The following is a 24,647-nucleotide window of genomic DNA, read 5'->3' as shown; positions in this document are numbered from 1 at the left end:
CGACGGCCAGTCCAGTGTGCTGCAAAGGTTGGATCCTGTTACTGGCTAGGATAGCCAGTAACAGGATCCAACGAACGCGATTCATATTAGCGCCGTTCTGTTCTTTTCCCAGTAGCGAAATGACCTTTCTGGAAATAAGCGTGGTTAAGCCTGAATGTGACAGAGCCACGGCAAAAGCGCCTAGGAGTGCGTAGCTTAACGCAATTTGTGCGCCACCACCTAAGCCGGTGTTAAATGCATCCACCGATTGTTGAAGACTCATTCCCCCAACCAGACCTGCGACGAGTGCACTTACTGTGAGTGCGATTACAACATTTACCCGGGCTAAACTTAGGCCTAGCATGAGGCAAACAGCGATGACGACAGCGTTCATATCAATAGATTCTTTCTTATCTTCAGTTGGGCAGACATTCTTGCTTAGCTAGGCTTGCCTTGTCCAGTAGACTGAGGATATATCTGTTAAAACTGAGAGTTTGTTCACTCAGTGTGGACATAAATAGTTAATTTTTGTAAATAACCCCAGTGTCGGTAAGTTTATTACGATGCCTTAATATACCAAGGGATGAAGATTCAATTAATAAAGGTGATATTCGTCGCAAAAAGCTTGTATGCAGGAAAACACTGCCTATAATGCCTTAAGATTTAAAATGAAAAGCGTTTTTCAATCCATAGATGGAGATATAAAATGAGCGTATTAGTAGGCCGTAAGGCACCTGATTTTACTGCTGCAGCTGTACTTGGTAACGGCGAAATCGTCGATAGCTTCAACCTAGCTGAAGCCACCAAAGGCAAACCCACGGTAGTATTTTTCTACCCACTTGATTTTACTTTCGTTTGCCCATCTGAGCTGATCGCCTTCGATCATCGTATGGAAGAGTTCAAGAAGCGTGGTGTGGAAGTGATCGGTGTTTCTATTGATTCACAATTCACTCACAACGCATGGCGTAACACACCGGTTGCTGAAGGTGGCATTGGTCCGGTTAAGTACACGCTTGTTGCTGATGTTAAGCATGAGATTTGTAAGGCATACGGCGTTGAGCATCCTGAAGCTGGTGTTGCTTTCCGTGGTTCTTTCCTCATCGACAAAGAAGGCACGGTTCGTCATCAAGTGGTTAACGATCTTCCACTCGGTCGTAATGTCGACGAAATGCTGCGTATGATCGATGCACTTCAGTTCCACGAAGAGCACGGTGACGTTTGTCCTGCTGGCTGGGAAAAAGGCGACAAAGGTATGGACGCAAGCGCAGAAGGCGTTGCTGCTTACCTAAGCGATAATGCAGATTCTCTATAATCTTAACCGATTATCGTTAGTCTAAAGCATTAAGGAAAGCCGCGATTATCGCGGTTTTTTTGTGTCTGCTTAATTCTTAGATTTAAGCTTATTAACCTGTGCTTGCCTCACTCGCCGTTGCAACAGTGTCGTGATTTACCGCTAATGGCCAGCCGCCGAGGGTTTTCCACTTGTTGACTATGTGGCAGAAGAGCTCGGCGGTACGCTCGGTATCGTAAAGCGCCGAGTGGGCTTCGCTGTTATCGAAGTCGATGCCGGCTATCGAACAGGCTTTGGCGAGCACAGTATGGCCCAGTGCTAAACCTGAAAGTGCGGCGGTATCGAAGGTAGCAAAAGGATGGAAAGGCGTACGTTTAAGTGCGCAACGTTCGATGGCCTTGGACACAAAGCCATGATCGAAGGCGGCGTTGTGGGCAACTATGATGCTTCTGTGACAGCCGACGGCTTTCTGCGCCTTCTTGACCTCTTTGAAGATCTCGAGAAAGGCTTCTTTCTCGCTGACAGCACCGCGAAGTGGGTTCGTTGGGTCTATGCCATTGAAGGCGAGGGCGTCAGGTTCTAAATTTGCTCCTTCGAACGGTTCTATGTGGTAATGCAGGGTCTTGTCTAAACTGAGTATACCTTCATCATCCATTTTCAGCATGGTGACGGCGATTTCAAGCAACGCATCGGTTTGGCAATTGAAGCCGGCAGTCTCGACATCGATGACCACCGGGAAATAGCCCCTAAAACGGTGATTTAATTTGTTGGCGTCGCAAATCTCGCTCATTGAATGTGTCCAAATAGTTATTAGGCCGCTATTATGAGGCAAGCACTTAATGCTGTCATGTCTGAATGGTTGTTTTTTAAGCTAAAGGTCTGTAAAAGTGTGCCGATAGCATTAAGTAATAGAATTAATATGAGTATCAGGTATGTGGCTTAAAGTATTGATAGCGTCGACATTATGTATGCCCTTTTTTGCGACTGCAGAATTGCGTCATTATGTTGCCTCTCTCGATCAGTCACAGTGGAAGTTGAGTGGCAATACGCCGATTATATGTCGTCTCGAACATGATATCCCCGCCTATGGCAAAGCAGTGTTCACCAGCATTGCGGGTAAAAACCATAATTTGAATTTCAGTTTGGATATGTGGCTTAAACCCGATCAAGTCACTCAAGCGACCCTGATGAGTATGGCGCCAGCTTGGCGACCGGGCATTCTTTCTAAAGAGATCACTGAGCTGACCTATCAGAAGTACTTCAGCGGCGAAGTGCCGCGTAATGCTGCTTGGTCCATGTTGGCCGAGCTTGAACGCGGCATGGAGCCTACCTTTTACTACGCCGATTGGTATAATCAAGCAAATAAAATTGCCGTTGGCCTCTCTGCGGTTAATTTCAATCGTAATTACAGAGACTTTAAGGCCTGTCTTGCCGGATTGTTGCCTTATAGTTTCGACGATATCGCCTTTACTGTATTGACCTATGAGTCGGGCGGCTCGGAGTTAACTCGCTTCTCTAAATCACAGATTGCCAAAGTGCAAGAGTATCTCGCCTATGACTCTGAAATTGAGCTGGTATTGATTGATGCTTATACGGATAGTTATGGTGGTCGCTCAATCAACCAGAGAGTGTCAGAGCAGCGTGCAGATTCGGTGAAGAACTTTTTCTTATCGGCGGGGATCAATCAAGATCGTATCCATACGGTTGGCCATGGGGAACGTCGTCACGTTGCCTCGAATGCAAGCATAGACGAACGAGGCAGAAACAGACGGGTTGTCATTAGGATTAGTAAACCTATGTGATGGATGGAAATAAAGGATATGATATACGGTTAATATGTTAGCGATTAGGCCCGGCTTTGAAGCTGGGCTTTTTATTGCTGATAATCTAGTCAGTGGCGAGCTAAGGATTTTAGGCAAAAAAAAGCCCGCTTAATAACTTAAGCGGGCCGCAAATAATATATTGCAATCAACAAATTGAAGGAAGGAAGTCAAGCATAAGAACCAGGGATAAAATTCCCGTGTCAGACACGGGAATTAAGAGTTCTTGTTTTCATATCTGTAAAACAGATACTTCCTGAAAACGAGATCAGTATAGGCTTAGGCACCGGAACTGACAAACTAGAAAAAATACCATTTAGCATTAGAATAACTAATACAGGTAAGTGTGATCTAGATCCTTAAATGCACTAAATCAGCTGGTTTCCGCTTGATTAAGCAAATTAACTGCATAATTCAACGTCTACTTAATTAACCCATGTTACAGGATTGTTGATATGACTATCGATGCAATCATTCGGCATCAAATATTCTTTGATGGCCTCGAAAATAATTACTTGTATAGTGGCTTGCAATGCTGGGCCTAGGCCTAGAGAAAAGATAATAAGAGATACCATCAATATCAGCAGCAGGACAGCAAACATGATATTTAAAAGAAAATTGACAAAGCAGCACCTATTAATAGCGAGTTTAGCCCTTGCGCTTATGGGGTGTCAGACAGCGCAGCAAGAATCAGAGCAAAAACCTGCATCGGTCACAATGGATACCGGGATGATTGAAACCATCCATGGAGTGCAAGTTGCAGACCCTTATCGTTTTCTTGAACAAGACACGGAGCAAACCCAAGCTTGGGTGAAGATGCAGCAAGCAGAGGGAAAGGCATACCTCTCTGGCATAAAAAACAAACAAGCCGTGGTCGATCGAATCACCGAGTTGTGGAATTACCAGAAGGTATCGGCACCGTTCGAACATGGTAAAAACACCTTCTGCTATAGAAATAACGGTCTGCAGGCTCAATCGGTACTTTATGTTACAGCTGCCAATGGGGATGAGAAAGTCGTATTGGATCCAAACATGCTATCGAGTGATGGTACCGTGGCTTTATCGGGTGTCTCGGTCAGTGGTGATGGCAAGACTCTAGCTTATGGTGTTTCTAAGTCGGGTTCAGATTGGCAACAGTGGCAATTTGTCGATGTCAAAACCGGAGTGAAGCTCGATGACGAGCTGAAATGGATTAAATTCTCAAAAGCGGTGTGGAACAAAGATAATACCGGTGTGTATTACGCTCGATATGATGCGCCAACTGGTGGCAATTTACTGGCCGATGTTAACTTCAATCAGAAAGTTTATTTTCATCAGATAGGGACAGAACAGGTGAGCGATAAGCTCGTCTATGAGCGTCCGCAAAATAAAGACTGGGGTTTCGGTATTGAAGTCTCCGAAGCGGGTGATTATTTGCTGCTTTCTATCTCCCAAGGAACTGACACACGTAATCGCTTCTTCTATCAGTCGCTGGAGAAGCCAGCTGAAGTGGTGGCGTTGATCACCGATCTGGAAGCCGAATACACTTTCTTAGGCAACGATAAGTCGGTGTTTTATTTTAAGACAGATCTCGATGCACCGAACGGTAAAGTGATAGCAATCGATATCAATCACAGTGATAAGGCAAATTGGCAAACCCTCATTGCCGAGTCGAGTGATCCAATCAGCAATATTGCAATTATTAACGATCACTTGGTGGTGAGTTATCTGCATGATGTGCTCGGAAAACTATCAATCTTTAGCATGAATGGGGTAAAGCGCCAAAACGTTACGCTTCCTGGTAAAGGCAAGGTCACCGGTCCTTATGGTAAGCGCAGTAAAGACTATTTTTATTATGTCTATAATAGCTACGTGCAACCTAAGACAACTTACAGGTTTGATTTCAAGACGGGTGAATCATCAATTTACGCCGAGCCCAAGGTGTCATTCAAGCCTGAGGATTACACTTCGGAACAAATTTTCTATACCAGTAAAGATGGTACTCGCGTACCTATGATGATCTCATACAAGGAAGGCATGCAGAAGAATGGCGCAAACCCGACTCTGTTATACGCCTACGGCGGCTTCGCTATCTCGCTGACGCCAAGATTCAGTCCGGCCAACATAGCCTGGATGGACATGGGTGGGATCTATGCGGTACCAAACTTAAGAGGCGGCGCCGAGTACGGCGAGAGCTGGCATCAGGCTGGCATGTTAGATAAGAAGCAGAGCGTATTCGATGACTATTATGCGGCGGCAGAATATTTAATCGAGGAGAACTACACCAATAAAACTAAGCTGGGGGCCTATGGCCGCAGTAACGGTGGTTTATTGATGGGCGCGACATTGACTCAGCGTCCAGAGTTGTTTGCCGCCGTGTTACCGGCCGTTGGTGTGCTCGATATGCTCAGGTTCCACAAGTTCACCATCGGTTGGGCCTGGACCAGTGAATATGGCAGCGCGGATATTGCCGAGCAGTTTCCGGCCTTGTTGGCTTATTCTCCATATCATAACGTGACCAAGCGTAGCTATCCGGCGACTATGGTGATGACAGCCGATCATGACGACAGAGTGGTGCCGCTGCATAGCTTTAAGTTTGCTGCCATGATGCAGGCGAAGCAACAGGGAGATGCGCCTATCATAATGCGTATCGAAACTAAGGCGGGTCATGGTGCGGGTAAGCCGACATCGATGAAAATCGATGAATTTGCCGATATCTACAGCTTTCTTTTTGAAAGTTTCGGGTTAAAAATACCGGCAAAAGTTAATTGATAAGCATGTAATCGTGAAATGATGCAGAAAAGAGGAGCCTGGTTCCTCTTTTTTATTAACAATTTTTTATGATTATCACCCACTTCTAAGCAGGGCAAGCATTCACAATTGCATTGGGTCTAGGTATAGTAGGCCTCTATTTCCTCTCATGATTGGCGCTTATAATTCATGTTTCGTTGGCCTATTTCTGTCTATTACGAAGATACCGATGCAAGTGGCGTTGTTTATCATTCAAATTATCTTAACTTTTTTGAGCGAGCTCGTACCGAGTGGCTGAAGGCCATGGGAGTGAAGCAGGCCGCTCTGTTGGCCGATGATATTGCCTTTGTGGTTAAAAGGGCCGAATTAAATTTTTGCCGTGCAGCGAGATTTGAGCAGAACTTTATCGTCGAAACCGTTGTCACAGATTTGAAGAAAGCATCTTTGATGTTTGAACAAAAGTTAATTGACGAGCAGGGCGTAATATATTGTGAGGCGAAAGTCTTAGTTGCCTGTATCTCTCTATCGCGTATGCGACCTCGTGCCATCCCTAAAAATATAGTTCAGGAGTTTAAAGGTGGAAGCTGATATTTCAATTATAGGGTTATTTTTACAAGCCAGTATATTGGTTAAATTTGTAATGCTTACCTTGCTGGGGCTGTCTGTGATGTCATGGGCCGTTATCATTCAACGTAGTCGTTTATTAAGCGCTGCAAAGAAAAATGTCCTCAAGTTTGAGGATAAGTTTTGGTCTGGAGTGGATCTCAACAAACTCTATAAAGAGCTATCGGTCAGACAAGATAGCAATACCGGATTGGAAACCCTGTTCCATACAGGTTTTAAAGAGTATGCAAGATTAAGTAAGCTCAATAGCAAGGTTCCAGATGCCGTAATGAACGGCAGTTATCGCGCCATGCGTGTCTCTCTGTCTCGCGAGATGGAAAAGCTTGAAACTCACTTACCTCTGTTAGCCACAATCGGATCTACCAGTCCTTATATTGGTTTATTTGGTACAGTTTGGGGGATCATGAACTCCTTTATTGCCATCGGTGCGGTGGAAAATGCCACCCTTGCCATGGTCGCTCCGGGTATAGCCGAAGCCTTGATCGCCACGGCCATGGGTCTGTTCGCGGCTATTCCGGCCGTTATCGGCTATAACCGCTTTACGACTCTGGTGGACAGTGTTGAGATGTCCTATGCGAACTTCATGGAGGAGTTTTCCAGTATCTTGCATCGTCAAGCATACAGTGACAAGGATGAAAGCTAATGCAGCAGGGTTATTATCAGCGAAAACGCCGGCGTCTCGTTGCCGAGATCAATGTGGTGCCATATATCGATGTGATGTTGGTGTTGTTGATCATCTTCATGGTGACGGCGCCGATGGTCACTCAAGGGGTGAAAGTGGATCTCCCTCAGGCGGCATCTGAGGCGCTTCCTGCCGATAGTAAGCCGCCGATCGTCGCTTCTATCGATGCTTACGGGGACTATTTTTTGGATGTGGGCAGCTCAAGTTCGAAGGAGCCCTTAGATCTTGAAGAGGTTGCCACTCGTGTGGGCGCCATTATTTTATTGGAGCCCGAGCGCCCTGTGGTGGTAAAAGCCGATAGAAGTATTACCTATGAAAAAGTGATTCAGTTGATGGTGAGCTTACAAAGTGTGGGCGTACCATCGGTAGGTTTGATGACAGATTCACCTGGAGATTAGTCGGTGGCAGTTAAATCAGATTTTACTTTACCTATGATCATTTCAGCGGGTATTCATATTGGCATGTTAATCATCATTGCCTTAGGTATGGACTTTTCTGATAAACCAAAACCTCAGCCTCAGGTGAGAGCACTCGCGATGAAGGCCGTGGTGGTCGATCAGAAATTAGTGGCTCAGCATGTTGAGAGATTAAAGGCCGAGAAAAGAGAGGTTGCTCGTAAAGAGAAGGCGCGCCAAGATGATTTGGAACGCCGAGCGACAGAAGCGCGTCAACAAAGAGAACGTGAGCAGGCTCAAATTAAAAAGCTGGAAATTGAGCGCAAGCAGAAAGAGATTGAAACTAAGAATGCATTGGCAGCGGCAAAAGCGGCTCAGTTGAAGCTGAAGCAGGAAAAAGAGAAGGCGCTGCAGGCTGAAGAGTTCCGTAAGCAGAAAGAGAAAGAGCGTCAGGCTTCTGAAGAGGCGGCTAAGAAAGCCGAGGCGAAACTTAAACAGGAAGAGGCCGCGGCTAAAAAAGCTGCCGATGAGCGTAAACGTAAAGCAGAAGCTGATCGAAAGCGTAAAGAGGACGCCGAGCGTAAACGTAAGGCCGAAGAGAGAGAACGTCAACTGCAAGAGCAGATGATGCAAGATGCCTTGGCGGAGGAGCAGGCGGCATTGTCGCAGACCCGTAACAGGCAGGTGATGAGTGAGGTGCAGCGTTATACCAGCATGATTAGGGCGACCATCCAACGTCACTTGTTGGTCGATGAGTCGATGCGTGGGAAGACTTGTAGGGTATTTATTCGCCTTGCAAATGATGGCTTTGTTACAGGAACCAAGATATTGTCTGGAGATTCTGCAGTATGCCATGCGACTCAGGCCGCCATAAACAAGGCTGGACGTCTGCCTGTATCGAGTGAACCAAATGTGTACAACGAACTCAAAGAAATTAATTTAACCGTTCAACCGGAATTCAATTAAGAGGAGTCCTATGAAGACTTTGGGGAAGTGGCTCTTTTTAAGCCTGATTATTGTAAGCTCACCAGTAAGAGCCGCGTTAGATATCATTATTACCGAAGGAGTGGATGCCGCGCGTCCTATTGCCGTGATCCCGTTTGTTTGGCAAGGGGCTGGGGCCGCACCTGAGCAGATCTCAGATGTTGTGATGTCGGATCTTATTCGTAGTGGTGCATTTAAGCCGCTCGATGAGTTAGGCTTACCTCAACGTAATATCAGTAGTGTGTCTCAGTTTGTCGCTAAAGATTGGTCAAGCATAGGCGCCGAAGCTGTTGTAATGGGCTCGATTAAGCCTTATGGCAATGACCAATACCTGGTGACTTTCGACTTGGTCGACCTGGTAAAGGCTCAAATGCAACAAGGAGCGGGACCGCAGTCTAATAGTGAATATCTTATCGATAGTCGCGAGACGGTTATCTCAGCCGCACAATTTAGGCAGTATGGTCACAGGATCAGTGATCTGGTCTACGAGGAACTGACAGGCATTCGCGGCGCATTCTTAACTCGTCTCGCCTATGTGGTAGTCAAGCATGGTGAGAAGTCTCCCTATCAGTTAATGATCTCTGATTATGATGGTTATAACGAGCAGATGTTATTGCGCTCCTCCGAGCCATTGATGTCACCGTCTTGGTCTCCGGATGGTCGTAAGTTGGCTTATGTTAGCTTCGAAAATAAAAAAGCCGAAATATTTATTCAGGACATCTATACTCAGTCTCGTAATAAGGTCTCCAGTTTCAATGGCATTAATGGTGCCCCGGTATTTTCCCCAGATGGAAAGAAGTTGGCATTAACTTTATCTAAAGATGGCCAGCCTGAAATTTATGTGATTGATATCGCGACCAAAGCACTCAAACGAGTCACAAACCATTATGCTATCGATACCGAAGCTTCATGGTTTCCCGATGGTAAGTCTTTAATATTTACTTCTGAACGCGGCGGTCGCCCGCAAATCTATAAGGTGACATTAGCCTCGGGTAAAGTGCAGCGCCTGACCTTTGAAGGGGAGTGGAACTTAGGTGGTTCTATTGCACCGGACGGTCGCAGTATGATATTCGTAAATCGCACTAACGGTAAGTTTAATATCGCAAGAATGGATCTTGAGACGCGATTTATGCAAATACTTACGTCAACGCGTCTCGATGAGTCACCGAGTGTAGCGCCGAATGGCACTATGGTGATATATGGAACAACCCATCAAGGTAAGCAGGTTTTAGGGGCTGTATCTACGGACGGACGATTCAAAGCAAGATTGCCTGCGGGTCAGGGGGAGGTTAAGTCTCCTTCATGGTCACCTTTTCTCTAACAATTTTAACTATAAAAAATATTAAGGATTTTAAAATGGATCTCAATAAGCTGTTTAAAGCTATGTTGGTTGTACTTCCGATTATGGCCCTCAGTGCTTGTAGCTCTACTTCTGAGTCTGAAACTGATGCGACTAGCTCAACATCAGGTTCAGGTAGTGAGTTAGCTACTGGTGGTGTAGAAACCGGAGGTGTAGCGCCAATTTTGACTCCTGAAGAGCAACAACGTCTGAAATATCAAGAGTTGCGTAAAGAGCACATCATCTATTTTGATTTTGATCGCAGTTTGGTATCGGCTCAGTTCGCCGAAGTTCTTCAAGCCCATGGTAACTATTTAGTCGAGCATCCAAATGTTCGCTTGATGATCGAAGGTCACGCCGATGAGCGTGGCACTCCTGAGTACAATATCGCCTTGGGTGAGAGGCGTGCGAAGGCCGTTGCTAAATACCTACAAGGAATGGGCGTACTGCCTAGTCAAATGAGTATTGTCAGCTATGGTGAAGAGAAGCCATTAGATATGTCTCGCACAGATGATAGTTTCGCGATTAATCGCCGAGCTGTTTTAGTTTACTAATCGTTTGGTAGGTTTATCTATGAAAAGAGCCGTATTAACGACGGCAATTCTTTTTCTTAGTATAGGTGTGGCGTCTGCTGTACCTGCACCGGTGGCTGATGCTACCGGTAGTTCTACTGAAGAAAGAGTTGCACGTTTAGAAAGGATTTTTCAAGCAAAGCAACAGTCAGAATTTCAGACTCAGCAACGCTTGGATACACTACAGCAGGAAGTGCTCGACTTACGTGGTTTAAATGAGCAGCAAGGTTATCAAATAGACCAGATGCTCCAGCGTCAGCGTCAACTCTACGAAGAGATCGCAAATCTATCGGTTAAGTCCGCCCAAGCGCCTATCGTGGCAACGTCACAAGCTAGCTTAACTTCCTCCTCCTCCTCCTCCTCTTCTACTTTAGGCGAAATAGCCAGTTATGAGCATGCCGTTAACTTAGTGCTCAAGCAGAGAAAGTATGAGGAGGCGATTCCTGCTTTCAGTGGGTTCATAAAACAGTACCCAGAATCTACTTACGCAGCTAACGCTAACTATTGGTTGGGACAGCTCTTATATAACAAGAGTGATTTTGAACCTGCTAAGCAAGCATTCGAAACTGTAGTTAATCGCTTTAAAGATTCAAATAAGCGTGCTGATAGTTTAGTTAAGCTTGGGATGATAGCTGAGAAGGTTGGAAAGGTGCCTTCTGCGAAAGTTTACTATCAACAAGTTATTAAAGAGTACGCAAATAGCGCAGCAGCTCGCTTGGCACAACAGCAATTGTTTGTTCTTTAATCCTTATTTATTCAAAAAACAGACTCTTAGTCTGTTTTTCATGCAAACAGCAAAAAATGTAGAAAATGCACTTGCAAGAGGATATGAAAAAGGTATTATAGGCGCCCTCAGAGCAGCAGTGTTGCTTTGGGGTCTTGAGTTAAGCCGTTTTCGAATAGTTTAACCAGAGATTTTGCTACTAAGAGGGCCGTTAGCTCAGTTTCTTGTAGAAACAGACTGTTGGCTTTAACCAGATGATAATCGGTTATTAACTCTTAACTCTTAACTATCAGCAATACCAGAAAGGGCCGTTAGCTCAGTTGGTAGAGCAGTTGGCTTTTAACCAATTGGTCGAAGGTTCGAATCCTTCACGGCCCACCACTTCCTTTAGGTGGATAAACTGAGGAAAGGTTGAAGAGAGATTAGCTCAGTTGATGCTTTGTTATAAGAGCGCAGTTGGCTTTACTCTTAACTAGCACATTGGTCGAAGGTTCGAATCCTTCACGGCCCACCACTTCTTGAAAGTGTACAAATCAAGTGAATGCTTGAATTGTAAAATTCAACACCACTCTAGCTGAAAGTGGACTCGTTCATTGCGATGAACAAGCAAATTCAGAAAAAGCAATACCAGAAAGGGCCGTTAGCTCAGTTGGTAGAGCAGTTGGCTTTTAACCAATTGGTCGAAGGTTCGAATCCTTCACGGCCCACCACTTCCTCTTGGTGGATAAACTGAGGAAAGGTTGAAGAGAGATTAGCTCAGTTGATGCTTTGTTATAAGAGCACAGTTGGCTTTACTCTTAACTAGCACATTGGTCGAAGGTTCGAATCCTTCACGGCCCACCACTTCTTGAAAGTGTACAAATCAAGTGAATGCTTGAATTGTAAAATTCAACACCACTCTAGCTGAAAGTGGACTCGTTCATTGCGATGAACAAGCAAATTCAGAAAAAGCAATACCAGAAAGGGCCGTTAGCTCAGTTGGTAGAGCAGTTGGCTTTTAACCAATTGGTCGAAGGTTCGAATCCTTCACGGCCCACCACTTCCTCTTGGTGGATAAACTGAGGAAAGGTTGAAGAGAGATTAGCTCAGTTGATGCTTTGTTATAAGAGCACAGTTGGCTTTACTCTTAACTAGCACATTGGTCGAAGGTTCGAATCCTTCACGGCCCACCACTTCTTGAAAGTGTACAAATCAAGTGAATGCTTGAATTGTAAAATTCAACACCACTCTAGCTGAAAGTGGACTCGTTCATTGCGATGAACAAGCAAATTCAGAAAAAGCAATACCAGAAAGGGCCGTTAGCTCAGTTGGTAGAGCAGTTGGCTTTTAACCAATTGGTCGAAGGTTCGAATCCTTCACGGCCCACCACTTCTTGAAAGTGTACAAATCAAGTGAATGCTTGAATTGTAAAATTCAACACCACTCTAGCTGAAAGTGGACTCGTTCATTGCGATGAACAAGCAAATTCAGAAAAAGCAATACCAGAAAGGGCCGTTAGCTCAGTTGGTAGAGCAGTTGGCTTTTAACCAATTGGTCGAAGGTTCGAATCCTTCACGGCCCACCACTTCTGAGGTGGATTTGCTTCAAGGCAAATGAATTCAGGAAAGCAATACCAGAACAGAAAGGGCCGTTAGCTCAGTTGGTAGAGCAGTTGGCTTTTAACCAATTGGTCGAAGGTTCGAATCCTTCACGGCCCACCACTTTTTGGTGGTCACCCCTAACTCTGGTTCAAATCGATTTTCCTTTCTAAAATTTAGTTCTTATATAATCCACCTAATTAGTGATTCAGAAAAGCAATGCCAGAAAGGGCCGTTAGCTCAGTTGGCTTGCTCTAACTATTATATTGGTCGAAAGTTTGGATGCTCACAGCTTAAGACTACAAAACCCTATCTTCACGCTACAGCATTTCAGAGATAGCACCTCAATAGATCGACCAATAAAAGCGCTAGCTTATTACTTCCGACCTAGATATTATACTTTTGTCTCATAGACTTATTGCCAATGTTGTTCGATTGTTGTCTAGTTCATATTCTTGTAAATAATATAATAGTGTTACGGGAGAGAGATAATGAGACAAGCAAAGATGAGCCTTGTGGTCATAGCGACTATGCTAGCAGTCAGCTCAGGGGCACAAGCAGGTGATACAGAGTTTAAATTCGGAGGTACGTCAAAGCCGATGTGATGTTCAGTGATTACAGCAATGGCGCTCCAGATTCCAGTAACCTGTCCAGACAGTTCTATGTGCCTGGCACCATCTACGGTGATACGAGTAACGGCAATCAAGTTGTCGATTTTCAGGCTCGTGAGACCCGTTTCAATTTTAAGACCAGCACAGATCTCGATGGCCATAAACTCACAGGGTTTATCGAACTTGATTTTTTTACCCATGGCGATGGTAATGAGCGAGTATCTAACAGTTATTCTCCGCGGATCAGACATGCCTTTATCAGTTATGATAACTGGACAGTGGGTCAAACCTGGACAACCTTCCAGAATCCTGGTGCACTTCCTGAGAATTTGGACTTTGTCGGTGCGGCCGAAGGCACACCTTTTGTTCGTCAAACTATCGTCCGTTATACCAATGGTGGCTTTCAGTTTGCGATAGAGAACCCTGAAACGACTGTTACACCAAATGGCGGTGGTGCTCGTATCACCAGCGGCAGTGGCATGGTACCAGATTTTGTTGCACGCTATAATTTTAAGACTGAAGGTGGCGCGAAATTCACCGTTGCGGGTTTGGCGAGACAGCTAAATGTCGAGATAGACAATCTTGATACCCAAGAGATTGGCTATGGTGTGAGCTTCACAGGGGTCATTCCTGTCGGTGACGATGACATTAAGCTCTCTGCTACCGCTGGCGATGGTTTAGGCCGTTACATGGCGCTGAACTATGCTAACGCCGGTGTATTAGATGCCAATGGTGAGATTGAAACCATCAGCTCTTATGGTGGCTTTGCTTCATATCGTCACTGGTGGACTGATCAGTGGCGCTCAAGCTTCACGCTTTCGGGCTTTAAGGCTTTAAGGCTGACAACAATGAAGCACTAACGGGGGGAGGGGTAAACAAAGAGTCTTATTCTGCTTATATTAACTTACTCTATTCACCGGTTAAGCCTATGACAGTGGGTGTCGAGTATATGTATGCAGAGAACACCAAACAAAATGGGGATAGTGGCGAGTTAAATCGTGTCATATTCTCGGTGAAATACGTGCTCTAATAGCAATCGATATATCCGTTTATAAAACAGTAAGATCAAAAAAGGAGGCTTAAGCCTCCTTTTTTAGTTGAGAATTGAGAATGAAATCTTATACGTTAAGCCGGAGTTGAAAGTAATTGATTGTCTCTGACATACTGTTCAAACTCGGTGCAACCACCGACATGTTCTTTGTCGATGAAGATCTGTGGGACAGTTTCAACAGGCTTACCGACTGTTTTTTCAAGATCCGCTTTACTAATCCCTTCTGCATGGATATCGATGTACTTAAACTTAAAGTCATCGCGAGCTTCAACGAGTTGCTCAGAAAGTTGTACCGCTCTAACACAGTAAGGACAGCCTGGACGGCCAAAGATTACGACAAACATATGAACTCCTGAAAATTTAGTCGCTACTTTTATACCATAATCACGCTTAAATTGCATATTCTCTATTGGAGAAAGTTATTCCCAGTTTGGTAACGCCCCCGATAATCGAAGAAGGTTTCCTGTAGATCCCAGCCCTTTTTATGCTTTTTAAGTAACAACATATCTGGTTTACGAAACAGGTCTCGGCTTGCAATAACTTCTTGTACCTTGCTGTATCTTGGGTGTTTTAGCCCTGGCGTTTTGGTGTGTGATAGCACGAATATGGCATAGAAGGCGCGGATCTGCGCCTTAGTCTGAAAATTGAAATACTGACAAAAATCGTTACCGTCGATGTCTATGTATCTGATTTTTAGTCTGTCCTTATCCTCTTCGAATAACATGGCATCGCATTTAAACAGATGATGATGTTTTTGCTGCAGTACCTCTTTGAGGCGTTTATCGGGATCGATCAGCATGGCATCACAGCTATGACAGATCTTGGCGGCAATATCATTTTCTTCACCGCAGTTTGGGCAGACTTTAGATCTAAACCTGAAATCACATTGCTGCTTCTGGCCACCTTGTTCGATTAACGCCTGACAGCGTCGGCCGAAGTGCTCGATGATGTCACCATCGTCATCGACCAGGCCCCAGAAGATATTGGCGAAATTGCACACAGGGCAATGCACCTGTACCGGAACAGATTTACGGTTCGGTTTATTTTGACCCACTTCCGGAAAGTAGAGATCGTAGCCGTTAGCGGCATAGTCTATGATCAGGCACTCAGATTTTCCCTCACATATTCTTAAGCCCCGACCGACCATCTGCTGAAACAGGCTCACCGAAGCGGTCGGACGTAAAATGGCGATCAGATCCACATGAGGCGCATCGAAGCCTGTGGTTAACACGGCAACGTTTATCAGGTACTTAATCTTCCTGGCCTTAAACTCTTTAATTAGGCTATCGCGCTGCTCGGTACTGGTCTTGCCTGTGATCAGCGCGGCTGGCTCTGCAGATAAGAGTTTGAGTATCTCTTCGGCGTGGCGCACTGTGGCGGCAAAGATAATCACGCCTTGTCTGCTGTTGCCTATCTGCACCAGTTGTTTAACGATGGCCGTGGTTGCCCGACCGCAATGGCTGAGTAAGTCATTGACTTCGGTTTCTTGATATTGGCCGCTAGTTGAGGCCTTAAGGGAGCTGAAATCATATTGGGCACTGAGACCATCGAATATTTTAGGTGTGCTCAGGTAGCCACGTTTTATCAAGGGGCGCATGGGGAGCTCGAAGATGCATTGCTCAAACACCGCCTTGTCAGGATTGCCTACCTTGCCATGATAGTGGTGACGATAGATCCAACCGAGATCCAGTCGGTAGGGGGTTGCTGTGAGTCCCAGCAGCCTGATTTTGGGATTGATGTTCCTGAGGTGTGTTAGCAGCTGTTGATATTGGCTGTCTTTATCCTGACTTATCCTGTGACACTCATCTATGATCACTAAAGAAAATGGGCTGCTAAACTTCTCCGGCGCTCTCACCGCAGATTGAATGCTGGCGACTATAGTTTTGTCTTCGGTGGCTTTTTGCTTCAAGCCGGCAGAGTAGATCCCGGCGGCCGTGGTTAATATGCCGACTTTCTCGGCATTTTGTGCAACCAGTTCTTTGACATGGGTCAAGACCAAGACTCTGCCATTGGCGATTCGGGCCAGCTCGGCAATCACTATGCTTTTACCCGCTCCCGTAGGTAGCACTAGCACGGCTGAGTCCGGGCTTGCCTTGAAGTGTTTTACCGCCGAGTCGACCGCTTGTTGTTGATAGTCTCTTAATTGCACGAAAATCTGCTGTTCAAAATACCGATGGCAAAGCATATCAGTGCGGTGCCTGACTCGCTATGTTTCCCTTTAAATTAATTTTCCGCTAATTAATTTCATCTGGACAATAAAAAGCCCCTCATGTGAGGGGCTAGCAAAGATGACTGTCTATCTTCGAATCATGACTCGCTGCGGTTCAGGCGAGACTCAATCAAGACATCGATAACAGCCGGATCGGCCAGTGTCGATGAGTCTCCTAAGTTGGTCACTTCGTTGGCGGCAATCTTTCTCAGGAAGCGGCGCATGATCTTACCCGAGCGTGTCTTAGGCAGACCGCTGGCCCATTGAATAAGATCCGGTGTTGCCAGGGCGCCAATCTCTTTTCTTACCCATTTTCTCAGGTCTTGGCGAAGCTCTTCAGATTCTACCGTGCCTCTGGTGAGTGTGACGTAAGCGTAGATACCTTGGCCCTTGATGTCATGGGGGTAACCCACCACCGCGGCTTCTGCCACACTTTTATGTGAAACTAAAGCGCTCTCTACCTCGGCGGTGCCAAGTCTGTGGCCAGATACGTTGATCACATCATCGACTCGACCCGTTATCCAGTAATAACCGTCTTCATCACGTTTCGCGCCGTCACCAGTGAAGTACATGCCGCGGAAGGTCTTGAAGTAAGTCAGTGCAAATCTGTCATGATCACCAAATATGGTACGCATCTGTCCTGGCCAAGAATCGAGTATAACCAGGTTACCTTCGGCTACGCCCTCTATGATGTTACCCATGCTATCGACAATGGCTGGTTGTACACCGAAGAATGGGCGGGTAGCCGAGCCAGGCTTGGTATCGATAGCGCCGGGCAATGGACTGATCAGAATACCGCCGGTTTCGGTCTGCCACCAGGTATCGACGATGGGGCACTGCTCGTGACCTATGACTTCGTTATACCAGCGCCAAGCTTCAGGGTTAATTGGCTCACCCACGGATCCCATGATGCGCAGAGAGCTGCCATCGAAGTTATCAAATTGTTCCTTGCCTTCTGCCATCAGGGCGCGAATTAGCGTAGGTGCGGTATAGAGTATGTTGACCTTATGGCGGTCGATAATTTCACCCAGACGAGAAGGTGTTGGGTAGTTAGGTACCCCTTCGTGAATCAGTATGGTTGCACCATTGGCAAGTGGGCCATAGACCATATAAGAGTGGCCGGTGATCCAGCCCACATCTGCGGTACACCAGTAGACTTCACCGTCTTTATAATCGAACACATATTCATGGGTCATAGACGCGTAGACCATGTAACCACCTGTGGTATGTAGCACACCTTTAGGGTTACCGGTCGAGCCTGAAGTATAGAGCAGGAATAGGGGGGCTTCGGCGCCCATCTCTTCGGGTACGCAATGCTCAGAGGCTGTTTCCATGACAGTATTCCACTTGATGTCACGACCTTCTTGCCAATTGACATCGCCACCGGTGCGCTCGAGAACGATGACACGTTCTACACAAGTCACATCCGGGTGAGACAGTGCCTGATCTATATTGGCCTTGAGCGGAATAATGCGACCTGCGCGCACGCCTTCATCGGCGGTGACGATAACCTTAGAGTTACCATCTATGATGCGTGTGGCAATTGAGTCCGGTGAGAAACCAGCAAATATCACAGAGTGAACCGCACCAATGCGCGCACAAGCCAACATGGCAACGGCGGCTTCCGGGACCATGGGCATGTAAATGGTGACCACATCGCCACGTCTCACACCTTGGCTTTTTAATGCATTGGCAAACTTACACACATCTCGGTGTAATTCAGCGTAAGTAATGGTGCGCTGATCTTTAGCATCATCGCCTTCCCAGATAATGGCGACCTTGTCGGCATTTTTTTCAAGGTGACGGTCTAAGCAGTTGGCCGAGGCGTTGAGAGTGCCGTCATAGAACCAATTGATTGACAGGTTATGATCGTCGAATGAGGTTTTCTTTACCTTAGTGAATGGCTTAATCCAATCGATACGTTGGCCGTGCTCTCTCCAGAAACCTTCAGGATTCACAATCGACTCTTGATACATTTTTTTGTATTTTTCTTCGTTTATATGTGCGTTTTCAGCGATTTTGCTGGGAACTTTGTAGAGAGACTGCGTGCTCATGGGGCTTCCCTTATATCTAATGAGATTGGGTTTAGTATGTAGGTTTCGGGGCTATTTGCTCTATTAGACCTTGGTCTAGTAAAAAAATATCCTTTGTTTTTAGTCTGTTGTAAATAAACTCATGTCTGGATTTAATCTTCTATTTAACGCACAATGAGCATAAAAATATGAGAGTCATATGAATTTGACCATAGTGGTTGGCGTTATTGCCGTTTTTTATGTTTTTCTGCTGTTCCTACTCGCGTGGGGAGCGGAGCGTTGGTTCAGTAAAATAACCAAGAAGATCCAAGTGTGGATCTATGGCTTGAGTCTAGCTGTTTATTGCTCATCCTGGAGTTTTCTCGGCACCGTTGGCCAGTCGGCTCAGGACCTTTGGTCTTTTTTACCTATATTTATCGGCCCAATCCTCATCTTTACCTTAGGCTTTGGTATGCTGCGAAAGATGGTGATTGTCTCTAAAACCCATAACATCACTTCGGTGGCGGACTTTATTGCCGCCCGGTATGGTAAGTCTCAATTACTCGCGGTCATCGTCACTTTAATTGCGCTATTTGGCATCATGCCCTATATCGCCTTGCAGCTTAAGGCCATGGTATTTAGCCTCAATCTGTTTCAGGCCGATGACTCTCCCTTCGATGGTGCCCAGATATCCTTGATCATCACGGCTGTACTCGCCGTATTTGCCATCTTATTTGGTACCAGAAAACTCGATGCGACCGAGCATAATCCCGGCATGATGTTGGCCATCGCCTTCGAATCTTTGGTCAAATTAGCGTCATTTTTACTGGTCGGTGTGGTGATAAGCTTTGGTTATTTCGATGGTTTTGGTGATATCTGGCGTCAGGCGGCGGAGCGAAACTTGATCAGCGAGCCTAGCCTCAGAGTGGAGTCCCTGATGCCTCAGCTCTTGGTGGGCATGGCGGCTTTCTTGTGCATGCCCAGACAGTTCCATGTGATGATGGTGGAGTGTATGGATGAGAAAAGTCTATTAAAAGCGCGCTGGATATTTCCCATCTATCTATTGCTGTTTGGCTTGTTTGTCGCGCCATTAGCCTTAGCAGGGAAGCTGATTTTAGGGGATTCGGTTGCCGCCGATACTTATGTGATTAACTTGCCTTTAGCCTTAGATCAACCCATGTTGGCCGTGGTGGCCCTGCTGGGTACACTTTCTGCCGCGACCGGCATGGTGGTGGTTGCTGTGGTGACCATCAGCGTGATGGTGAGTAACGAATGGTTGGTGCCCATCATGTTACGCACCGGGAAAATTAAGCAGAAAAATTTCAGTCAATTTTCTCAGTTTTTGCTCAATGCCCGCCGCTTGTCGATCATTGTCATCTTAGGCCTAGGTTATTTCAGCTATCTCACCTTTATGGACAGCGACTCCCTCTCGGCGCTGGGGATGTTATCCTTCGGCGCCTTCGCCCAACTGGGACCGGCGCTCATAGGTGGTATGTATTGGAAGCATGGCAATCGCTCCGGGGTGTTACTTGGACTGCTGGTTGGCTTCGGTCTCTGGTGTTACATATTAGTCAAGGGAGCGTACGCTGCCAGCGGTGTGTTTGGCAGTGATTTTGGTCTGCTGGAGACGATTAATCCCAATGTAAGAGATATTTTAACCGCCTTACTCGCCAACTTAGCCTGCTATATCTTAGGCTCTATCTGGTTTAGGGCCGGAGTATCGGAGCGTATTCAAGCCAGTCAGTTTGTCACTCCCGGGGAGCTTAAGAATAGCAGCAGCCGCAAGGGTGCCCCCATCTCTCAGCAAGATCTCTTGATCTTGGCGAGCCGGTTCGTCAGCCCGACTCGCGCCTATGAGAGTTTTTCTCGATTTTCCGAAGAAGCGGTAAAGAGTGACAGTTGGCATAAGGCGGCTCCTGCCGAGCTTATCGCCCACACTGAGCATATTCTGGCTGGGGTCTTAGGTGGCTCGAGTGCAGCCTTGGTGATGGATTCTGTGTTGCAGGGCAGGGATCTGGCACTCGATGAAGTGTTTAATTTGGTCGATGAAGCCTCTTCCAAGATAATTATTAGCCAAGACATGTTGCGTGGAGCCATAGAACACGCCTATGAAGGCATGAGTGTGGTGGATAAAGACTTAAAGCTGGTGGCCTGGAATCATAAATACTCCGAGCTATATCAATACCCGACAGGTTTTCTCAAAGAGGGAATGTCCATCAGTGAGGTGGTGCGTTTCAACGCCGAACGCGGTTTTTGTGGTGTGGGTGAAATAGAGGATCAGGTTAATAAGCGGGTGCAGCACATGATAAACGGCACCGCCCATGTGTCGGAGCGAGAGAGGCAAGACGGCAAGGTGATCAAAATACAGGGCAATCCTATGCCAGGTGGCGGTTTCGTAATGACCTTCACCGATATCACTCAATATCGTGAACATGCTAAGGCCCTGCAGGAGGTGAACGATTCTCTGGAGGCGAGGGTGAAGGAGAGGACCTATGAGCTGGCGATGTTAAACAGTCAGTTATTGGAGTCTAAGACTCAGGAAGAGATGGCTAATGCCTCTAAGAGTAAATTTTTAGCTGCCGTGGGGCATGACTTGATGCAGCCCTTGAATGCGGCGAGATTATTTACCGCCTCCTTGTCTCAATATCCAAACTTAGATCAGGAGAGCAAGACGACACTCTCCCATGTAAACAGCTCACTCAAGATTGCCGGTGAGCTGCTCACGGATCTGCTGGATATCTCTAAGCTCGACTCGGGCGTGGTGGATGTCAATCGTCGTGACTTTGCTATCTCAGAATTACTCGATGGATTGTCGGTAGAATTTGCTGCCATGGCCCAAGATTATCAGATCAAGTTCAGTATGGTGCCGAGTACAGCCTCCGTTAACTCAGATTTGAGTCTGCTCAGGCGGGTATTGCAAAACTTTTTGACCAATGCCTATCGCTACGCCAAGGGAAATCGTGTCTTGCTCGGCTGCCGTCATCGGGGAGAATATCTTGAAATCCAGGTACTGGATACTGGCTGTGGTATCGATGAGAGTGAAATTTCGGAGATTTTCAAAGAGTTTAAGCGTCTGGATAACCCCACCAGTAAGAGCGTCAGCGGCCTGGGTCTTGGCTTAGCGATTGCCGATCGGATCGGCCGGGTATTGGAGCATGAGATCAAGGTGGATTCAATTCTTGGTCAAGGTTCAGTTTTCTCAATCAGCGTCCCTATGGGCAAGATAATTACTGAGACGCAGGTGAAAAAAACGGCGGCCATTATCCAGCCTTTAGTCGGTGTTAAGGTACTGTGCATCGATAATGAAGAAACGATTTTGGCGGGACTGGATAGTTTACTCAGCCGTTGGCAGTGTGAAGTGATCTGTGCCACCGATCTTGCCGATGCCAGAATTAAACTGGGTCTCAAAGGGGTCGCTCCGGACATAGTATTAGCCGATTATCATCTGGATAATGACGAAAATGGTGTCGATGCTATGGATGGCATACGTGCCCTATATGGCAGCCATCTTCCTGGCGTACTTATTACTGCTAATACCAATAAAGAGCTGGTGGATGAAGTTGAGCGTAAGGGGTATCGTTATATGGCGAAGATGGTGAAGCCCGCCGCGTTGAGAGCCTTAATTTCGAGTCTGGTTAAATGATTCGTTTGAAATGTGATGGTCTGACCCTATAGATTTGTCTCTCTCTGGGAAGGTGTTTTCTAGACTTGTGTGAATAAGAATATTTGGAGTGGAGTTTGATGCAAACAGTAGTCATTGATAATAGAGTCGTAAGGCCTTCGAAAGTCGTGTGTGTGGGGCGCAACTATGTCGAGCACATCAAGGAGCTCAATAATGAGGTGCCCGATGAGATGAAGGAGCTCAATAATGAGGTGCCCGATGAGATGGTGCTGTTTGTTAAGCCAAATTCGGCGATCTCAACTGAGCTGGTGAGTTTTCATCAAGAGGCGATACATTATGAGGCCGAGTTATGTTTTGTGGTTGAGAATGGACAATTTAGTGCCGTAGGCCTTGGACTAGACCTTACTAAGCGAGGCCTGCAGAGTCGACTCAAAGCCAAGGGGCTTCCCTGGGAGAGAGCCAAGGCATTTGATGGCTCTGTGGTATTTTCTGAATTTGTTGCCATCGAGAGTGTCAGTGAGAACCTGACATTCGAGCTGATGATCAATGATGTAAGAATACAAGTTGGCAATATCGCGTTAATGCTGAATAAACCCGAGGAAATCTTGGCCGAGATACAGAGTTTTATGAGTTTAATCGACGGTGATATCGTGATGACGGGCACGCCGAAGGGGGTTGGAGTCGTTAACAGAGACGATAAGTTCAGCGCTAAGCTTTACGATAAAGAGCGGTTACTGACACAAGCTTGTTGGACCGCTCAATAATACCTATTCCTCAATTTTACCTCCTGTAAAATTGTTAAGCCTGTTTAAGGCAAGAAGTTGAGTCTTGCCTTGCTGTCGCTACTGTCTGTTACTACTTTCTGTTACTACTTTCTGTTGCTAAGAAGTGTCCACTTCCGTAAAAAATAAATGACTCTAATCAGAGGTTTTATGCGTAAACATCCTTGTGTAGGCTTAGATTGGTCTTGTTTCTAGCGCCTTGTAAAATATTTCAATCAAGTGTGTTGACGAGAAAATAGCCTGCTATATACTGAAATTATTTACATGTGTAAAAAATGTAAAACAACAAAGCCAGCAAGATTTGCCTTAGCAAACAGACGGAGAGCTCTATGTCAGAACAACGCTGTGATTCTTATTACAACGCCACCATCAATGATGAAACACATTATCCTAGATTAGAGGAAGACATTCGGGTCGATGTGGTCATCATAGGCGGCGGGTTTACCGGTGTTGCGACTGCGGTGGAGCTGGCGGAGAAAGGCATTAAAGTCGCCATCTTAGAGGCGAACAAGATAGCTTGGGGCGCTACCGGGCGTAATGGCGGCCAGGTAACCGGCAGTTTGTCCGGTGATGCCGCAATGACGAAACAGCGTCGAAATAGCATAGGCACCGAAGCGGCAGATTATGTCTGAGATCTCAGGTGGCGTGGACATGAGATCATCAAGAGCCGGGTAGCCAAATATAATATCGACTGCGATCTCAAGTTTGGTCATCTGCATACCGCTTACAAACCTGCTCATATGGCAGAGATGGAAAAGACCTATGAAGAAGCGCTCTTAAGAGGCATGGGTGATGAGCTTCGTCTGTTGTCGAAACAGGAGATCCCAGACTATCTGGAGACGCCTCTGTACCATGGCGGATTACTCAATAAACGCAATATGCACCTGCATTCGGTAAATCTGTGTATCGGGGAGGTGAGGGCGGCAGAGATGCAAGGTGCATTGATCTTCGTACATTCGGCAGTTGTTGAAATCTGTGATGGTGACTTACCGGTAGTCAGGACAGAACATGGCTCCATCACCGCCTACAGCGTCCTATTGGCGGGAAATGCCTACCATAAACTCGCACGCAATAAACTCAGTGGCATGTTGTTTCCCGCATCTCTGGGTAATTGCGCCACGGTAAAGCTCTCTGCCGATGTCGCTAAGGCGATAAATCCTCATGATGTTGCTGTGTACGACAGCCGGTTTGTGCTCGATTATTATCGAATGACGGCGGATAATCGGCTTATGTTCGGTGGTGGTACAAATTACTCGGGACGGGACTCGAAAGATCTGTCCGCTGAATTACGCCCGGCAATTGAGCGGACATTTCCTCGTCTGAAGGGAGTCGATATCGAGTTCGAATGGACTGGTATGGCTGGTATCGTGGTGAATCGTATTCCACAGCTGGGTAAAGTATCGCCTAATGTCTTTTATTGCCAAGGATACTCGGGCCATGGGCTGGCCACGTCCCATATCATGGGGGAGATCATGTCCAAGGCAATTATCGGTCAGTTAACTGAGTTTGACTTGTTTGCCGGGATGAAACATATCCGCATTCCCATGAATGAATGGCTGGGCAATCAGGCTATGGCTCTGGGGATGACCTACTACCGGATGATGGAACATTTTCGTTAATGCTCTCCATTCATTTTTTTATAT

17 protein-coding genes, 6 tRNA genes and 2 pseudogenes are annotated in these 24,647 nt (G+C 46.3%); 20 read left to right on the top strand and 5 right to left on the bottom strand.

All coding sequences use genetic code 11. The features are described 5' to 3' along the window. Nucleotides 1-373 (bottom strand): GntT/GntP/DsdX family permease (locus KT99_RS13075; RefSeq protein WP_005500822.1); only part of this gene is annotated, 373 nt, incomplete at its 3' end. 312 nt (nt 374-685) lie between these two features. On the opposite strand from KT99_RS13075, the gene KT99_RS13070 reads away from it, so the two are divergent. Continuing rightward, nucleotides 686-1,291, top strand: a complete 606-nt coding sequence (locus KT99_RS13070) for a peroxiredoxin C (RefSeq protein ID WP_005500821.1) — start codon at nt 686-688, stop codon at nt 1,289-1,291. A gap of 91 nt (nt 1,292-1,382) precedes the next feature. On the opposite strand, the gene rnt is transcribed toward KT99_RS13070, so the two are convergent. Then, complete coding sequence (rnt, locus tag KT99_RS13065; protein ID WP_005500820.1) at nt 1,383-2,060, bottom strand: ribonuclease T; 678 nt, start codon at nt 2,058-2,060, stop codon at nt 1,383-1,385. A 142-nt stretch (nt 2,061-2,202) separates the two neighbouring features. Here rnt and KT99_RS13060 point away from each other — a divergent pair, with 142 nt between their 5' ends. The 16 genes and pseudogenes from KT99_RS13060 (at nt 2,203) to KT99_RS12985 (ending at nt 14,358) form a co-directional block, all read left to right on the top strand. Then, on the top strand, nt 2,203-3,072 hold the full coding sequence (locus KT99_RS13060) for a flagellar protein MotY (protein ID WP_040571974.1): 870 nt from the start codon (nt 2,203-2,205) through the stop codon (nt 3,070-3,072). Between the two features lie 618 nt (nt 3,073-3,690). Beyond that, nucleotides 3,691-5,841 (top strand): prolyl oligopeptidase family serine peptidase, encoded by a 2,151-nt coding sequence (locus KT99_RS13055; protein WP_005500817.1) that lies wholly within the window; start codon nt 3,691-3,693, stop codon nt 5,839-5,841. A gap of 168 nt (nt 5,842-6,009) precedes the next feature. After that, entirely contained in the window at nt 6,010-6,408 is a 399-nt protein-coding gene (gene ybgC / locus KT99_RS13050) for a tol-pal system-associated acyl-CoA thioesterase (protein ID WP_005500816.1), read from the top strand. After that, the gene (gene tolQ / locus KT99_RS13045) at nt 6,398-7,087 is read left to right on the top strand and encodes a protein TolQ (protein WP_005500815.1); all 690 of its coding nucleotides are present in this window, start codon (nt 6,398-6,400) and stop codon (nt 7,085-7,087) included. Before ybgC ends, tolQ begins: the two co-directional genes overlap by 11 nt. Further along, complete coding sequence (gene tolR, locus KT99_RS13040; protein WP_005500814.1) at nt 7,087-7,524, top strand: protein TolR; 438 nt, start codon at nt 7,087-7,089, stop codon at nt 7,522-7,524. Before tolQ ends, tolR begins: the two co-directional genes overlap by 1 nt. 3 nt (nt 7,525-7,527) lie before the next feature. Beyond that, nucleotides 7,528-8,487: a cell envelope integrity protein TolA gene (gene tolA / locus KT99_RS13035; protein ID WP_040571973.1), complete on the top strand. Its 960-nt coding sequence runs from the start codon at nt 7,528-7,530 to the stop codon at nt 8,485-8,487. Nucleotides 8,488-8,497: 10 nt separating this feature from the next. Continuing rightward, a complete protein-coding gene (gene tolB, locus KT99_RS13030) occupies nt 8,498-9,826 on the top strand; it encodes a Tol-Pal system beta propeller repeat protein TolB (protein ID WP_005500804.1) in 1,329 nt (442 codons plus the stop codon). Between the two features lie 35 nt (nt 9,827-9,861). Further along, nucleotides 9,862-10,398 carry a peptidoglycan-associated lipoprotein Pal gene (pal, locus tag KT99_RS13025; protein WP_005500802.1) on the top strand — a complete coding sequence of 179 codons (537 nt, stop codon included), beginning with the start codon at nt 9,862-9,864 and terminating at the stop codon, nt 10,396-10,398. Nucleotides 10,399-10,417: 19 nt separating this feature from the next. After that, nucleotides 10,418-11,161, top strand: a complete 744-nt coding sequence (ybgF, locus tag KT99_RS13020) for a tol-pal system protein YbgF (RefSeq protein WP_040571972.1) — start codon at nt 10,418-10,420, stop codon at nt 11,159-11,161. A 284-nt stretch (nt 11,162-11,445) separates the two neighbouring features. Further along, a tRNA-Lys gene (locus KT99_RS13015) sits at nt 11,446-11,521 on the top strand. A gap of 253 nt (nt 11,522-11,774) precedes the next feature. Further along, nucleotides 11,775-11,850 (top strand) — tRNA-Lys (locus KT99_RS13010). Nucleotides 11,851-12,103: 253 nt separating this feature from the next. Further along, nucleotides 12,104-12,179 (top strand) — tRNA-Lys (locus KT99_RS13005). Nucleotides 12,180-12,432: 253 nt separating this feature from the next. Continuing rightward, nucleotides 12,433-12,508: transfer RNA gene (locus tag KT99_RS13000), tRNA-Lys, on the top strand. Nucleotides 12,509-12,628: 120 nt separating this feature from the next. Continuing rightward, nucleotides 12,629-12,704, top strand: a tRNA-Lys gene (locus tag KT99_RS12995). Between the two features lie 60 nt (nt 12,705-12,764). After that, nucleotides 12,765-12,840, top strand: a tRNA-Lys gene (locus KT99_RS12990). 368 nt (nt 12,841-13,208) lie between these two features. Then, nucleotides 13,209-14,358: pseudogene (locus tag KT99_RS12985) on the top strand (DcaP family trimeric outer membrane transporter). A gap of 95 nt (nt 14,359-14,453) precedes the next feature. On the opposite strand, the gene KT99_RS12980 reads toward KT99_RS12985, so the two are convergent. The 3 genes from KT99_RS12980 to acs form a co-directional block, all read right to left on the bottom strand. Then, the gene (locus tag KT99_RS12980) at nt 14,454-14,723 is read right to left on the bottom strand and encodes a GrxA family glutaredoxin (RefSeq protein ID WP_040571975.1); all 270 of its coding nucleotides are present in this window, start codon (nt 14,721-14,723) and stop codon (nt 14,454-14,456) included. A 62-nt stretch (nt 14,724-14,785) separates the two neighbouring features. Next, nucleotides 14,786-16,528, bottom strand: a complete 1,743-nt coding sequence (locus KT99_RS12975) for a DEAD/DEAH box helicase (RefSeq protein WP_005500787.1) — start codon at nt 16,526-16,528, stop codon at nt 14,786-14,788. A 158-nt stretch (nt 16,529-16,686) separates the two neighbouring features. Then, a complete protein-coding gene (gene acs, locus KT99_RS12970) occupies nt 16,687-18,642 on the bottom strand; it encodes an acetate--CoA ligase (protein WP_005500786.1) in 1,956 nt (651 codons plus the stop codon). 178 nt (nt 18,643-18,820) lie between these two features. Here acs and KT99_RS12965 point away from each other — a divergent pair, with 178 nt between their 5' ends. From KT99_RS12965 to KT99_RS12955, 3 genes and pseudogenes are all read left to right on the top strand, one after another. Beyond that, nucleotides 18,821-22,243, top strand: coding sequence for a hybrid sensor histidine kinase/response regulator (locus KT99_RS12965; RefSeq protein ID WP_005500784.1), 3,423 nt, complete (start codon nt 18,821-18,823; stop codon nt 22,241-22,243). Nucleotides 22,244-22,341: 98 nt separating this feature from the next. After that, nucleotides 22,342-22,986 carry a fumarylacetoacetate hydrolase family protein gene (locus tag KT99_RS12960; RefSeq protein ID WP_040571971.1) on the top strand — a complete coding sequence of 215 codons (645 nt, stop codon included), beginning with the start codon at nt 22,342-22,344 and terminating at the stop codon, nt 22,984-22,986. A gap of 347 nt (nt 22,987-23,333) precedes the next feature. Further along, a pseudogene (locus KT99_RS12955) lies at nt 23,334-24,623 on the top strand (NAD(P)/FAD-dependent oxidoreductase). Nucleotides 24,624-24,647 lie beyond the last annotated feature (24 nt).

The sequence above is a fragment of the Shewanella benthica KT99 genome, from assembly GCF_000172075.1.
Taxonomy (GTDB): domain Bacteria; phylum Pseudomonadota; class Gammaproteobacteria; order Enterobacterales; family Shewanellaceae; genus Shewanella; species Shewanella benthica_A.
Note: the sequence above shows the minus strand (reverse complement) of the source record. Positions and strands in the feature narration are given on the sequence as shown.